Here is a 14,826-nt window from a genome sequence, read left to right as displayed (position 1 = left end):
CGGGTCAGGCGCCCAGCAGGCTCTGCCCGCAGACCCGCATCACCTGGCCGGTGAGGCCACCGGAGCTGGGCTGGGCGAACCAGGCCACGGCTTCGGCCACGTCCTGGGGCAGGCCGCCCTGGCTCATGGAGTTCATGCGCCGGCCGGCTTCGCGGATGGTCAGCGGGATGGCGGCGGTCATCTGGGTTTCGATGAAGCCGGGCGCCACCGCGTTGATGGTGATGCCGCGCTTGGCCAGCGCCGGGGCCCAGGCCTGGGCCAGGCCGATGACGCCGGCCTTGCTCACCGCGTAGTTGCTCTGCCCGAGGTTGCCGGCGATGCCACTGATGGAGGCGATCAGCACCACGCGGCCGTTGTCGTGCAGCTTGCCGGCGTCCAGCAGGGCCTGGGTCAGCACCTGGGGGGCCTTGAGGTTGACGTTGATCACCGAGTCCCAGAAGGCTTCGCTCATCTTCGCCAGGGTCTTGTCACGGGTGATGCCGGCGTTGTGCACGACGATGTCCAGCCCGTCGGGCAGCGCCTCCACCAGGCGCGCGGGGGCGTCCTCGGCGCAGATGTCCAGGGCCACCGCGCGGCCGCCGAGGCGGGCGGCCAGGGCTTCGAGGGCGTCCTTGGCCTGGGGCACGTCCAGCAGCACCACCTCCGCACCGTCCCGGGCGAGGGTCTCGGCGATGGCCGCGCCGATGCCCCGCGAGGCCCCGGTGACCAGCGCGCGCTGGCCGCCGAGGGGACGGCTCCAGTCCTTGACCTGGACGCTGCTGGCGGCGAGCCGCAGCACCTGGGCCGAGACATAGGCGCTCTTGGGCGAGAGGAAGAAGCGCAGCGCGCCTTCGAGCTGGTCCTCGGCGCCCTTGCCGACATACACCAGCTGCACGCTGCCGCCCCGGCGGATCTCCTTGCCCAGGGAGCGGGTGAAGCCCTCCAGGGAGCGCTGCACGCTGGCGGCGATCGGGTCCTTGAGGCTTTCCGGCGGGCGCCCCAGCACCACCACGCGCGGGCATTTGCCCAGGCCCTTGAAGGTGGGCTGGAAGAAGTTGCGCAGCTCGATCAGTTGCTCGAAGCGGGTCAGCCCGCTGGCGTCGAACACCAGGGCCTTGAGCTTGGGCCCGTGCTCGGCGGTCCAGCGCGGCAGGCCGAAGCGGCCTTCCTCGGCGGCGAAGGACTGGTCGGTGAGCTTGTTCAGCACGGCGCTGGCGGCGTCGGCCAGGGCACCCTCGCCGCCCAGCAGCAGGGCACCGTCCACCGGCCGCACGCGCCCTGCGGTCCAGCGCTCCAGGCGCAGCGGCGCGGGCAGGCCGAGGGCGCCGACCAGGCGTCGGCCGGTGGTGGAGTTGGCGAAGGCGAGATAACGGTCGGACATGGGGGCAGGCTCCTGCACGCATAAGAAGTGGGGCCACTCTACGCAGACAGCGCCGGCCCGCAATTGACCGCGTTGCCCGCCGCGCCGGCAAGGCGGCCAATGCGAGGGATGGCCTGGCGGCTAGTCTTGTGCCCACCTGCTGCACCCCGCATCCATTTCCCAGGCAAGGAGTCACCCATGACCCAGCTGCGCCGGGTCGCCATCGTCGGCGGCAACCGCATTCCGTTCGCCCGTTCCAACACGGTGTACGCCACCGCCACCAACCAGCAGATGCTGACCAGCGCACTGGAAGGCCTGGTGGAGCGCTACAACCTGCACGGCGAGCGCATCGGCGAATTCGTCGCCGGGGCGGTGCTCAAGCACTCCCGGGACTTCAACCTGGCCCGCGAATGCGTACTCGGCTCGCGCCTGGCGCCGGAAACCAGCGCCTACGACCTCCAGCAGGCCTGCGGCACCGGCCTGGAAGCGGCCATCCTGGTGGCCAACAAGATCGCCCTGGGGCAGATCGAGAGCGGCATCGCCGGTGGCGTGGACACCACCTCCGACGCCCCCATCGGCGTGCACGAGGAGCTGCGCAAGATCCTGCTGGAGGCCAACCGCGGCAAGACCACCGCCGACAAGATCAAGACCCTGCTCAAGGTGCGCCCGCGCCACCTGGCGCCGCACATCCCGCGCAACGGCGAACCGCGCACGGGACTGTCCATGGGCGAGTCCTGCGAGCTGATGGCGCAGACCTGGGCCATCCCCCGCGACGAGCAGGACAAGCTCGCCGTGGCCAGCCACCAGAAGCTGGCGGCGGCCTATGCCGAGGGCTGGCACAACGACCTGATGACCCCCTTCCTCGGCCTGACCCGCGACCAGAACCTGCGGGCGGACATCAACCTGGAGAAGCTCGGCACCCTGAAGACGGTGTTCGAGCGCGGCCCGCGCGGCACCCTCACCGCCGCCAACTCCACCCCGCTGACCGACGGCGCCTCGGTGGTGCTGCTGGCCAGCGAGGAGTGGGCCAAGGCACGCGGCCTGCCGATCCTCGCCTACTTCAAGGACGGCGAAGCCGCTGCGGTGGACTTCGTCAGCGGCAAGGAAGGCCTGCTGATGGCGCCGGTCTACGCGGTGCCGCGCCTGCTGGCACGCAACGGGCTGACCCTGCAGGACTTCGACTACTACGAGATCCACGAGGCCTTCGCCGCCCAGGTGCTGTGCACCCTCAAGGCCTGGGAAGACGCCGAGTACTGCAAGACCCGCCTCGGCCTGGAGCAGCCGCTGGGCGCCATCGACCGCAGCAAGATGAACGTCAAGGGCAGCTCCCTGGCCGCCGGCCATCCCTTCGCGGCGACCGGTGGTCGCATCGTCGCCAACCTCGCCAAGCTGCTGGATGCAGCGGGCCAGGGCCGCGGGCTGATTTCCATCTGCGCGGCGGGCGGTCAGGGTGTGACTGCAATCCTGGAGAAGTAATCCAATACCCGTGGCCGCAAGTCATCGCGGCCACGCGATGTAAGCAACTCCGTGATTTAGGGCGGCCCTGCGTGCAGGGCCGCCCTTTTTTTCGTCCGCGCGCCAGCGCCACCAGGCGCACCTCAACGCCCCCAAGGGCGGGTTATTGCCAAAACCCCTCGCCGCCGAGAAAATGCGATCAATTTTCATTTGATACTGCTTCTCGCGGTGACCCCATGGCCTCTTCCCTTTCGATCCAGGCGCTGTACAGCGAGCACCACGGCTGGCTGAAGTCCTGGCTGCGCAGCAAGCTGGGCAACGCGGCGGATGCCGCCGACCTGGCGCAGGACACCTTCCTGCGCCTGCTGGGCAAGGGCGAGGCGCTGGAGCTGCACACCCCGCGCGCCTTCCTGCGCACCGTGGCCCGTGGGCTGGTGATCGATCACTGGCGTCGCGAGGAGCTGGAGCGGGCCTACCGCGAGGCCCTGGCCCAGGTGCCGGAGGCCGAGGCGCCCTCCCCCGAGACCCGCGAGCTGGTCCTGGAGCTGCTGGAGCAGATCGCGGCGCTGCTGGACCGCCTCAAGCCCAAGGTCCGCACGGCCTTCCTGCTGGCCCAGTGCGAAGGGCTGACCCACCGCGAGGTGGCCGAGCGCATGGGCATCTCCCTGCGCTCGGTGGAGCGCTACGTGGCTGATGCGCTGTTCCATTGCTACCAGCTGCGGTTCGCCGAATGACCCCGCGCCCCGCTCAACCCGACGATCAGGTGGTGCGCCAGGCCATCGCCTGGATGCTGCGCCTGCGCGGCCAGCCCGACACTGGCGCGCTGCAGGCCTGCGAGCACTGGCGCAACCAGCACGCCAGCCACGAACTGGCCTGGCAGCGGGTGCAGCAGCTGGACCAGGAACTGGGCGTCGGCCTGCGCGCCCTGCCGCAGTCGCGCCAGGTGCTGGAAGACGCCCGTGCCGGCCTGCGCCGGCGCCAGGCGCTGAAGCTGCTGTCCGGGGCGGCCGTGGGGGGCGCGGCGCTCTGGCTGAGCCGCGACCTGACGCCCTGGGAGCGCCTGACCGCGGACCTGGCCACCGCCACGGGTGAGCGCCACGGCCAGCGCCTGGCCGATGGCAGCCGCCTGCTGCTGAACACCGACTCGGCGGTGGACCTGCGCATGGCGGCGGGCCAGCGCCAGGTGCACCTGCGCCGGGGCGAGATCCTGCTGGAGGCAGCGCCCCAGGCCGAACCGTTGCACCTGCGCAGCGCACAGGGCTGGCTGCGTACCCGGGCCGCGCGCTTCGTCGCCCGGCTGGACGCAGGGGCGCTGCGCCTCTGCGTGCTGGGCGGCGAGGTGGAGGTGCTGCACGGCGGCACCGGGGGCCGCACGGTGGGGGCTGGGCGCACCGTCGAAGTCCGTGCCGGCGAGGTCCGCGAGCTGCCGCCGCCGGCCATGGAGCCGGGCGCCTGGGCGGATGGGCTGATCGTCACCCGCGATGTGCGGCTGGGGGATTTCGTCGCGGAGGTGGCCCGCTACCGCCCCGGCCGCCTGGCCTGCAGCGAGGCCGTGGCCGACCTGCGGCTGTCCGGGGTGTACCGGCTGGACGACACCGAGCGGCTGCTGGCACTGCTGCCACAGACGCTGCCCGTGCAGCTGCGCTACCGGACCCGCTGGTGGGTGACGGTGGAGGCACGGGCCTGAGCGGAGCAGCCGACCGATGATCCCTGCGAATTTTTTTGGCGGGTTTTCCGGCGAAGCCCGGCAATGGGAATAACACCCATTCACCTTGCCAACCACGGACCCTGTCATGCGCGCTTCCTGCCCTTCCCGCCTTGCCCTTGCCGTTCGCGGCGCTCTGATCGCCGCCGCCCTCGCCACGCCCCTGCTGCCCGCCAGCGCCTCGGCGCAGACCGCCCAGGCCAGCGCCAGCCAGGGCTATGCGATTCCCGCCGGCCCGCTGGCCGAGGCGCTGAACCGCTTCGCCCGCGAGGCGGGCATCAGCCTGTCGGCGACGCCGGAGCAGACCCGGGGCCTGAACAGCGCGGGGCTGTCGGGCCACTTCGGGGTGGAGGAAGGGCTCGCCCGCCTGCTGCAAGGCACGCCGCTGCAGGCCGAGCCCCTGGGGGATGGCCGCTTCGTGCTGCGCGAAGCGCCCTCGGACGCGGCGCTGGAACTGGGCAGCACCCAGGTGTTCGCGCTGGGCAATGCCCTGGGCAGCGCCGAGGGCTACCAGGCGACCCACAGCCATGTGGCGACCAAGACCAGCAAGCCGCTGCTGGAAACCGTGCAGAGCGTGTCGGTGGTGACCCGTGAGCAGATCGACGACCAGGGCTCGAAGACCGTGCAGCAGGCGGTGCGCTACACCCCCGGGATCTTCACCGGCCAGGTAGGCGCCTCGAACCGCTACGACTACATCGTGATGCGCGGCTTCGCCGACAACAGCGTGGACAACGTCTTCCTCGACGGCCTGAAGACCATGGGCGACAGCGGCACCTTCAGCTCGCTGCAGGTGGACCCGTACTTCCTCGAACGCATCGACGTGCTCAAGGGCCCGTCGTCCGTGCTCTACGGCCGCAGCCTGCCGGGCGGTTTGGTAGCGCTGACCAGCAAGAAGCCGCTCTACACGCCCTACCACCAGGTGCAGGCCTCGGTGGGCAACATGAACCAGAAGAGCCTGGGCTTCGATTTCAGCGGCCCGCTGGACGAGGAGCAGCACATCGCCTACCGCGTGGTGGGCCTGGGCAAGGGCAGCGACACCCAGTTCGACCACGCCCGCGAGGAGCGCTACGCCATCGCGCCGTCCCTCTCCATCGACTTCAGCGAGGACACCTCGCTGACCCTGCTGGGCTACCTGCAGCACGACCCCAACGGCGGCTACCACAGCGGCGTGCCGGCCGACGGGGCGCTGCATCCCCACAACGGCCAGCGCATCGACCGCGACTTCTTCGACGGCGAGCCGGGGCTGGACGACTTCGACCGCACCCAGCGGATGGCCGGCTACCAGCTGGAGCACCGTTTCAACGACGTCTGGAGCGCGCGGCAGAACCTGCGGGTGCTGGACGCCAGCGTGGACCTGTCCCAGGTCTACGGCTACCAGTGGACGGCACCGACGGCCAACACCCTGACCCGCTACTACTCCGGCGCCAGCGAGAAGCTGCGGGCCTACATCGTCGACAACATGCTGCAGGCCGAATTCGACACCGGCAGCGCGCGCCACACCCTGCTCACCGGCCTCGACTACCAGAATCGCAAGACGCGCGTGGACTGGACCTCGGCCAGCGTCTCACCGCTGGATGCCTTCAACCCCGCCTACGGCAACGCGACGCTGGGCACCCTGTACCCGGACAACCACTCCCGCCGCCTGGAGCAGACCGGCCTGTACGTGCAGGACCTGATCGACCTGGACCGCTGGCGCTTCTCCCTGGGCATGCGCCAGGACTGGGTGTCGGTCTCCGACGAGAACCGCACCAGCGGGACCAGGAGCGAGGCCGACTGGCGCCGCTTCACCGGCCGCGCGGGGGTGCTGTACCTGTTCGACAACGGCGTGGCGCCCTTCGTCAGCTACTCCGAGTCGTTCAACCCCAACGCCTATTCCGATGCCAGCGGCAAGCCGCTGGAGCCCACCGAGGGCACCCAGTGGGAGGCCGGGGTGAAGTTCCAGCCGCCGGGCAGCAACAGCCTGTACACCGCCTCGCTGTTCCACATCGTCCAGCAGAACGTGGCGTCGAAGCTGCCGCAGTACAGCTACTACGAGTCGGTGGGCGAGGTGCGCTCCCAGGGCCTGGAGCTGGAGGCCAATGCCCAGCTGAGCGAACGCCTGCGCCTGCTGGCCAGCTACACCTACACCGACATCACCTACACCCAGGCACTGGACGGTTCCCGGGGCAACACGCCGAACCAGGCGCCGAAGCACATGGCTTCGATCTGGGGTGAGTACCGCTTCGATGCCGGCGCGCTGGACGGCCTGCGCACCGGGCTGGGGGCACGTTACGTGGGCCGCAGCTGGGCGGACCGCGCCAACACGCTGCACGTGCCGTCCTACACGCTGGTGGATGCGCTGATCGGCTTCGACCTGGGCAAGGTGGGCCTGCCCGGGATGGACCTGGCGCTGAACGCCAACAACCTGCTGGACGAGGACTACGTGGCCTCGTGCTACAGCCTGGACTTCTGCTACTTCGGCGAGCAGCGCAACGTCACCGCCACCCTCAGCTACCAGTTCTGACCGGCGCCTGGACGAGGCTGCCCCGGCGCCGGGGCGGCCTCGTCCATGTGCGCGACAGACTTGCCACAGGAACGCGCCCATGCGCCCCCTTATCGTCCTGCTGCACCGCTACCTCGGCCTGGCCACGGCGCTGTTCCTCGCCCTCGCCGGGCTCACCGGCAGCCTGCTGGCCTTCCAGCACGAGATCGACGAATGGCTGAACCCGGCCTTCTACCACGCGCCCGCGCGGGGGCCGCTGCTGTCGCCGGGCGAGCTGGTGCAGCGCATCGAGCAGGCCGAGCCGCGCCTGCAGGTCTGGTACATGGAGGTGCCGGACGAAGCCGGCCACTCGGCGCTGATGGCTGCGGTGCCCCGTACCGACCCGGCCACCGGTGCGCCCTACGACTTGCACCACCGGGTGATCTACCTGGACCCGGTGAGCGGCGCCGAGCTGGGCATGCGCCAGTGGGGCGCCTGCTGCCTGCAGGCGCAGAACCTCATCCCCTTCCTGCTGGAGTTCCACTACACCCTGGCGCTGCCGGGCAACTGGGGGCTGATCCTGATGGGGCTGGTGGCGATCCTCTGGGTCATCGACTGCTTCGCCGGCGCCTGGCTGACCCTGCCCCGTGGGCGGCCCTTCCTGAAGAAATGGTGGACGGCCTGGACGCTGAAGCGCGGCGCCGGCCGCTACCGACGCACCCTCGACCAGCACCGCGCCGGCGGGCTCTGGCTGTGGCTGCTGCTCCTGCCGGTGGCGGTGAGCAGCGTGGCGATGAACCTGCCGGAGCCGGTGTTCAAGCCGGTGGTGTCGCTGTTCTCCGAGGCGCCGCCGAGCACCTACCAGCAGCGCAGCCAGATGCCCCGCGAGGCACTGGGGGAAACGCGCCTGGACTACCAGCAGGTGTACCGGCTGGCGCAGGCGGAAGGCGCGCGGCAGGGCATCGAGGGGGGCATCGGCGAGCTGTACTACAGCGTCGAGTACAACTTCTTCGGGGCGGGGTTCGGCGGTCACGACGCCAACCCGCTGGAGAAGTCGTGGCTGTTCTTCGATGGGGCCGACGGCCGCCTGATCGGCGCGGAGGTCGCCGGGCGCGGCACGCCGGGTGAGCGCTTCTACCGGCTGCAGGCGCCGATCCACGGCGGGCGCATCGCGGGGTTGCCGGGGCGCATCGTGATCGCGCTGCTGGGGCTGGCCATCGCCGGGCTGAGCGTCACCGGCGTGGTCATCTGGTGGCGCAAGCGGCAGGCCCGGCGCGCCAGTGCGGCCCGCGCCCGCGAGGGGCGGCGAGCCGCTTTCGGTCAGAATTTGTAGCTCAGGCCGAGGGAGGTGCTTTCGTTGTTCTTGTCACGACCGGGCAGGTTGGAGTCCTTGTCCTTGTGCTCGTAGCTGACGGTCATCACCAGGTCCTTGGTGAGCTTGTGACCGAGAGTGACGACGTGCTTGGTCTCGTCCTCTTCCTTGCCGGAGGGGTCGTGCTTGAAGTCGGTGTGACGGCGGCTGTAGGCGACGCTGGCGAAGCTGTCCCAGGGCAGTTTGCGGGCGTAGCTGATCTTCCAGCCTTCCTGCTCCTTGTCCTTGTTGCGCTTGTCGTTGTCTTCCACCTTGGGCGAGTAGCTGAGGTCGAAGCTGTCCTTGCCGGTGGGCTTGAAGCGGGTGCCGACCTTGAAGGTGTCGACTTCGATGTCCAGCGGGCTGTCGTTCTCCAGGCCACGGTTCTCGTAGTTGTAGCGGGTGTACAGCTCCAGCACGCGGTTCAGCTTGTGGCTGGCGCCCAGGGACCAGATGGTGCTGGAGAGGTCGTACTGGTGGTCCTTGTAGAGCTGCAGGTAGGTGACGGCGGCGTTGATCTTCAGGCGCCAGGCCGGGATGACGAAGGTGGGGCCGGTGGAGACCGCCCAGGTCTGCCGGTTGAGTTCATCGCGGTCGTCCTGGCGGGCCTGGGCGATGTTGGCGCCGAGGTTCCAGCGGCTGCCACGGTCGTCGAAGCCGTAGCCGTAGCGCAGGCTGCCGGCGGCCTGCCAGCGGTTGTCGTGGACGGTGGACTTGGGCTTGGCGACCGGGGTGGGCGCGGTGTCGTCGTCTTCGTCTTCGCCGTCGTCGGCCAGGTCGTCTTCGTCCAGGTCGATGTCGTCGAGCAGGTCGTCGAGGCTGTCGTCGTCCTCGAAGGCCATGTCGTCCATGTCCTCGTCGTCCTCGTCATCGAACGAGGGGTCCTGGGTCATGCCGGCACTGGCGTTGGCGGTGTCGGTGTCATGCACCCGGGCCACGGCGACGCGGCCACCGAAGGTGTGGGTCTTGAGCTTCTTGGCGATGCGCTTGGCCAGCTTGGCGCCTTCCTTGGCCTCCGCGGAGTCGGGGGCGTCCTGCTTGAGCCGCGCCAGCTCGGCCTTGGCGGCCGGGTAGTCGAGGGCGTCGGCATAGACCTTGGCCAGGGCCAGGCGCGCGCGGGGGTGGCTGGCGCTCAGGCTCGGGTCGGCGAGGATGGCGCGGTACTGCTCGGCGGCACTGCCGAGCAGGCCCCAGCGGGCACTGCTTTCCGCGTCACGGGCGAGGGTCTGGTAGGGGCTGGCGATGCTGCACAGGGGCAGGCCGGCCAGAAGCAGAACGGCGGTCAGTCCGTTGAGTTTCATGGTGGGTTCCGGGAGGGCGGTCGATGGAATGGTGGGCAAGCCTATAGAGGCGGTTTGCCAGCGTCCAGAGCCCGGCCTGAATGTGATTTTGCATTCACAAAGTCCCGTCCCACGCGGGCTGCAGGCCTCTCCGAAAGACGACGAACGGCTGTGGATAACCGCTTCGGCAGGCGCCGCTTTTCATCCTCCTGAAACGAAAAAGGCGCAGCCTGGGGGCTGCGCCTTTGTCTGTGCCGGACGGCTCGACTCAGAACGGGATGTCGTCGTCGAAGCTGTCGTAGTCCGGGGCCGGCTGGGCGGCCGGCTGCGGAGCCGGACGGGACTCGCGCGGGGCGGACTGCTGCGGCTCGCGCTGCGGACGCGGGGCGCGCGGGGCGGAGTCGCCATCGCTGCCGGGACGACCGCCGAGCAGTTGCATCTGGCCGTTGATGTCCACGACGATTTCGGTGGTGTAGCGGTCCTGGCCGTCCTGACCCTGCCACTTGCGGGTGCGCAGGCTGCCTTCGACGTAGACCTGGGAACCCTTGCGCAGGTATTCGCCGGCGATCTCGGCGAGGCGGCCGAAGAACACCACGCGGTGCCACTCGGTGCGCTCCTGCTGCTGGCCGGTCTGCTTGTCCTTCCAGCTCTCGCTGGTGGCCAGGGTGATGTTGGTCACGGCGTTGCCGTTGGGCATGTAGCGGACTTCAGGGTCGCCGCCGACGTTGCCGACCAGAATGACTTTGTTAACCCCACGGGCCATAACGTTCTCCTAGGCTTCAGCACGTTCGGGCGCCGGCTTGATCAGGCGCTCCAGGGACGTGCGGTCCAGTTTTTCGGTATCCACTTTGATATAGATGGCGGCTTCTTCGACCACCACCACGGCATCCGCCACTCCGGGCAAAGCCAGCAAACGCGGGACCAGCGTCGCATCGCCGAGGGCCGCTGCATCGAGCGGCTGGCGCAGGCTGGTCACGTACGGAGGTTCGCGCATAGTAACAGCAATGGCGACCCAAATCGCACAGAGCGCCGCACATCCGATGAACACGACGGACAGGCCGCCATGCTGGAACAACCAGCCGCCGAGGATGCCGCCGAGGGCGGCGCCGAGGAACTGGCTGGTGGAGTAGACGCCCATGGCGGTGCCCTTGCCGCCGGCCGGGGCGACCTTGCTGATCAGCGAGGGCAGCGAGGCCTCCAGCAGATTGAAGGCGGTGAAGAAGACGATGGTGCCGATGACCAGGGCGCTCAGGGTGTCGCCGAAGGCCCAGAAGAACAGTTCGCAGGCGGCCAGCACGCTGACGGCGCCGATCAGCACGCGCTTCATCTGGCGCTTCTTCTCGGCGTAGATGATGAACGGGACCATGCCGAAGAACCCCACCAGCAGTGCGGTGAGGTAGACCCACCAGTGCTGCTCCTTGGGCAGGCCGGCCTTCTCCACCAGCGCCAGCGGCAGGGCGACGAAGCTGGCCATGAGCACGGCGTGCAGGGCGAGGATGCCGAAGTCCAGGCGCAGCAGGTCGGGGTGCCTGAGGGTCGGCAGCAACGCCTGGCGGGCCACGCCGGATTCGCGGTGCTGCAGCGGCGAGGCGGCGCGGGGGACGAACAGGGCGATGATCAGGATGCCGACCAGGGCCATGGCAGCGGTGATCCAGAACAGCCCGGCCAGGCCGAAGGCACGGGTGACCAAGGGGCCGACCACCATGGCGACGGCGAAGGAGACGCCGATGCTCATGCCGATCATGGCCATGGCCTTGGTGCGGTGCTGCTCGCGCGTGAGGTCGGAGAGCAGCGCCATGACCGCAGCGGAGATGGCCCCGGCCCCCTGCAGGACGCGCCCGGCGATGACGCCCCAGATGGAGTCGGCGTTGGCGGCCAGCACGGCACCGGCGGCGAAGATCAGCAGGCCGATGTAGATCACCGGCAGGCGGCCGATGCGGTCGGAGACGATGCCGAAGGGGATCTGCAGCACCGCCTGGGTCAGGCCGTAGGCGCCGATGGCCAGGCCGATCAGCGCCGGGGTGGCGCCGGCTAGGTCCTGGCCGTAGGTGGCCAGGACCGGCAATACCATGAACATGCCGAGCATGCGGAAGGCGAACACCAGCGCCAGGCCACAGGCGGCGCGGGTCTCGCGACCGCTCATGCGTTCGGAATGGGGATCGTGCATAGATGCCTCGTGACAGGAAGTGCGGGAATGCGTCATGCCCCGCGTCGGGCGCTGGCACCCGGTCCCCGGGTGCGCGGCTGCTGCCTGCGCCGGAAAAATGCGGCGCATTCTAGCAGTCCCGGCCCGTCAGGACACTGCCGTGCCGCTTTGCCGCGCCCCTGGGGGCACCCGTATACTCGGGCGTTTTCCGCTCGCCATGCGAGGCCGCTGTGGACCAGATACTCATCCGTGGGGCACGTACCCACAACCTGAAGAACGTCGACCTCACCCTCCCCCGCGACAAGCTCATCGTGATCACCGGGCTATCCGGTTCGGGCAAGTCGTCCCTGGCGTTCGACACGCTCTACGCCGAGGGCCAGCGGCGCTATGTGGAATCGCTGTCGGCCTATGCCCGGCAGTTCCTGTCGATGATGGAAAAGCCCGATGTGGACACCATCGAGGGGCTGTCGCCGGCCATCTCCATCGAGCAGAAATCCACCAGCCACAACCCCCGTTCCACGGTGGGCACCATCACCGAGATCTACGACTACCTGCGCCTGCTCTACGCCCGCGCCGGTACGCCGCGCTGCCCGGACCACGATGTGCCGCTGGAGGCGCAGACCGTGAGCCAGATGGTCGACCAGGTGCTGGCCATGCCCGAGGGCCGCAAGCTGATGCTGCTGGCGCCGGTGATCCGCGAGCGCAAGGGCGAGCACCTGGCGGTGTTCGACGAACTGCGCGCCCAGGGCTTCGTCCGCGCACGGGTCAACGGCCGCCTCTACGAGCTGGACGAGCTGCCCAAGCTGGACAAGCAGAAGAAGCACTCCATCGATGTGGTGGTGGACCGCTTCAAGGTGCGCGGCGATCTGCAGCAGCGCCTGGCGGAATCCTTCGAGACGGCGATCAACCTCGCCGACGGCATTGCGCTGGTGGCGCCGATGGACGACGAGCCGGGCGAGGAGATCATCTTCTCCGCGCGCTTCGCCTGCCCCCATTGCGGCCACTCCATCAGCGAGCTGGAACCCAAGCTGTTCTCCTTCAACAACCCGGCCGGTGCCTGCCCGACCTGCGATGGCCTGGGGGTGAAGCAGTTCTTCGATGCCAAGCGCCTGGTCAACGGCGAGCTGACCCTGGCCGAAGGCGCGATCCGCGGCTGGGACCGGCGCAACGTCTATTACTTCCAGATGCTCGGCTCCCTGGCCGCGCACTATGGCTTCAGCCTGGAGGAGCCGTTCGACAACCTGGCGCCGGAGCACCAGCGGGTGATCCTGCAGGGCAGCGGCCGCGAGGACGTGGACTTCCGCTACCTCAACGACCGTGGCGACATCGTCAAGCGCTCCCACCCCTTCGAGGGCATCGTCCCGAACCTGGAGCGGCGCTACCGCGAGACCGAATCCAACACCGTGCGCGAGGAGCTGGCGAAGTTCCTCAGTACCCAGCCCTGCCCGGATTGCCGCGGCACCCGCCTGCGCCGCGAGGCGCGCCATGTGTGGGTCGGCGAGAAGACGCTGCCGGCAGTGACCGGCCTGCCGGTGGGCGAGGCCTCGGACTACTTCGGCGTGCTGGAGCTGCCGGGGCGCAAGGGTGAGATCGCGGCGAAGATCCTCAAGGAGATCCGCGAGCGCCTGCAGTTCCTGGTGAACGTCGGCCTGGACTACCTGACCCTGGACCGCAGCGCCGACACCCTCTCCGGTGGCGAGGCCCAGCGCATCCGCCTGGCCAGCCAGATCGGTGCCGGCCTGGTGGGGGTGATGTACATCCTCGACGAGCCGTCCATCGGCCTGCACCAGCGTGACAACGAGCGCCTGCTGGCCACCCTCACCCACCTGCGCAACCTGGGCAACACGGTGATCGTGGTCGAGCACGACGAGGACGCCATCCGCCTGGCCGACTATGTGGTGGACATCGGCCCGGGTGCCGGCGTGCATGGCGGCCGGATCGTCGCCGAAGGCACGCCGGACGAGGTGATGGCCCACCCGGATTCGCTCACCGGCAAGTACCTGTCGGGTCGGGTGAAGATCGAGGTGCCGGCCACCCGCACGCCCCGCGACAAGAAGAAGTCGCTGAAGCTCAAGGGCGCGCGCGGCAACAACCTGCGCAACGTCGACCTGGAGATCCCGGTCGGCCTGCTGACCTGCATCACCGGTGTGTCCGGCTCGGGCAAGTCGACGCTGATCAACAACACCCTGTTCCCCATCACCGCGACGGCGCTGAACGGCGCCACCACCCTGGAGGCAGCCCCCCACGACAGCTTTGACGGGCTGCAGCACCTGGACAAGGTTGTGGACATCGACCAGAGCCCCATCGGCCGTACGCCGCGTTCCAACCCGGCGACCTACACCGGGCTGTTCACGCCGATCCGCGAGCTGTTTGCCGGCGTACCGGAGTCCCGCTCGCGGGGCTACGGGCCGGGCCGCTTCTCCTTCAACGTGAAGGGCGGCCGCTGCGAGGCCTGCCAGGGCGACGGCGTGATCAAGGTGGAGATGCACTTCCTGCCGGACATCTACGTGCCGTGCGACGTGTGCAAGGGCAAGCGCTACAACCGCGAGACCCTGGAGGTGAAGTACAAGGGCCGCAGCATCACCGAGGTGCTGGACATGACCATCGAGGAGGCGCGCCAGTTCTTCGATGCCGTGCCGGCCATCGCCCGCAAGCTGCAGACGCTGATGGACGTGGGCCTTTCGTACATCCGCCTGGGGCAGTCGGCGACCACCCTCTCCGGCGGCGAGGCGCAGCGGGTGAAGCTGTCCCGCGAGCTGTCCAAGCGCGACACCGGCAAGACGCTGTACATCCTCGACGAGCCCACCACGGGCCTGCACTTCGCCGACATCCAGCAACTGCTGGACGTGCTGCACCGGCTGCGGGACCACGGCAACACGGTGGTGGTCATCGAGCACAACCTGGACGTGATCAAGACCGCCGACTGGCTGGTGGACCTGGGCCCGGAAGGCGGTTCCAAGGGCGGCCAGATCATCGCCACCGGTACGCCGGAGGAGGTGGCGGCGATGCCGCAGTCCCACACGGGGCACTTCCTCAAGCCGTTGCTGGAGCGCGACCGCGCCTGATACGAAAAAGCCCCGCAGATGCGG

General features: G+C 69.1%; 9 protein-coding genes and 1 pseudogene. 6 read left to right on the top strand and 4 right to left on the bottom strand.

The genetic code is table 11. The features are described from left to right. Positions 1–4: 4 nt before the first annotated feature. Positions 5–1,360 (bottom strand): 3-oxoacyl-ACP reductase, encoded by a 1,356-nt coding sequence (locus tag RTK35_RS23185; RefSeq protein WP_182851639.1) that lies wholly within the window; start codon positions 1,358–1,360, stop codon positions 5–7. Positions 1,361–1,537: 177 nt separating this feature from the next. On the opposite strand from RTK35_RS23185, the gene RTK35_RS23180 reads away from it, so the two are divergent. From RTK35_RS23180 to RTK35_RS23160, 5 genes and pseudogenes are all read left to right on the top strand, one after another. Then, on the top strand, positions 1,538–2,815 hold the full coding sequence (locus RTK35_RS23180) for an acetyl-CoA C-acetyltransferase (protein ID WP_044411084.1): 1,278 nt from the start codon (positions 1,538–1,540) through the stop codon (positions 2,813–2,815). Positions 2,816–3,024: 209 nt separating this feature from the next. After that, positions 3,025–3,528: pseudogene (locus RTK35_RS23175) on the top strand (sigma-70 family RNA polymerase sigma factor); the annotation flags it as partial. Further along, positions 3,525–4,481 (top strand): FecR family protein, encoded by a 957-nt coding sequence (locus RTK35_RS23170; RefSeq protein ID WP_316909097.1) that lies wholly within the window; start codon positions 3,525–3,527, stop codon positions 4,479–4,481. The pseudogene RTK35_RS23175 and the gene RTK35_RS23170, both read left to right, overlap by 4 nt. 106 nt (positions 4,482–4,587) lie before the next feature. Then, positions 4,588–7,002, top strand: coding sequence for a TonB-dependent siderophore receptor (locus RTK35_RS23165; protein WP_316909096.1), 2,415 nt, complete (start codon positions 4,588–4,590; stop codon positions 7,000–7,002). A gap of 79 nt (positions 7,003–7,081) precedes the next feature. Next, positions 7,082–8,293, top strand: coding sequence for a PepSY-associated TM helix domain-containing protein (locus tag RTK35_RS23160; RefSeq protein ID WP_222900885.1), 1,212 nt, complete (start codon positions 7,082–7,084; stop codon positions 8,291–8,293). Here the strand turns inward: RTK35_RS23160 and RTK35_RS23155 are convergent. The 3 genes from RTK35_RS23155 to RTK35_RS23145 form a co-directional block, all read right to left on the bottom strand. Further along, positions 8,281–9,612, bottom strand: a complete 1,332-nt coding sequence (locus tag RTK35_RS23155) for a hypothetical protein (RefSeq protein ID WP_160158610.1) — start codon at positions 9,610–9,612, stop codon at positions 8,281–8,283. The two genes, RTK35_RS23160 and RTK35_RS23155, sit on opposite strands and share 13 nt — an antisense overlap. A gap of 247 nt (positions 9,613–9,859) precedes the next feature. Next, the gene (locus RTK35_RS23150; protein ID WP_044411072.1) at positions 9,860–10,354 is read right to left on the bottom strand and encodes a single-stranded DNA-binding protein; all 495 of its coding nucleotides are present in this window, start codon (positions 10,352–10,354) and stop codon (positions 9,860–9,862) included. 9 nt (positions 10,355–10,363) lie between these two features. Next, positions 10,364–11,758 (bottom strand): MFS transporter, encoded by a 1,395-nt coding sequence (locus RTK35_RS23145; protein ID WP_316909095.1) that lies wholly within the window; start codon positions 11,756–11,758, stop codon positions 10,364–10,366. A gap of 209 nt (positions 11,759–11,967) precedes the next feature. Between RTK35_RS23145 and uvrA the strand changes: the two genes are divergently transcribed. Then, positions 11,968–14,802 carry an excinuclease ABC subunit UvrA gene (gene uvrA / locus RTK35_RS23140; protein ID WP_316909094.1) on the top strand — a complete coding sequence of 945 codons (2,835 nt, stop codon included), beginning with the start codon at positions 11,968–11,970 and terminating at the stop codon, positions 14,800–14,802. Positions 14,803–14,826 lie beyond the last annotated feature (24 nt).

Source organism: Pseudomonas sp. zfem003 (assembly GCF_032621675.1).
Classification (GTDB): domain Bacteria; phylum Pseudomonadota; class Gammaproteobacteria; order Pseudomonadales; family Pseudomonadaceae; genus Metapseudomonas; species Metapseudomonas otitidis.
Note: the sequence above shows the minus strand (reverse complement) of the source record. Positions and strands in the feature narration are given on the sequence as shown.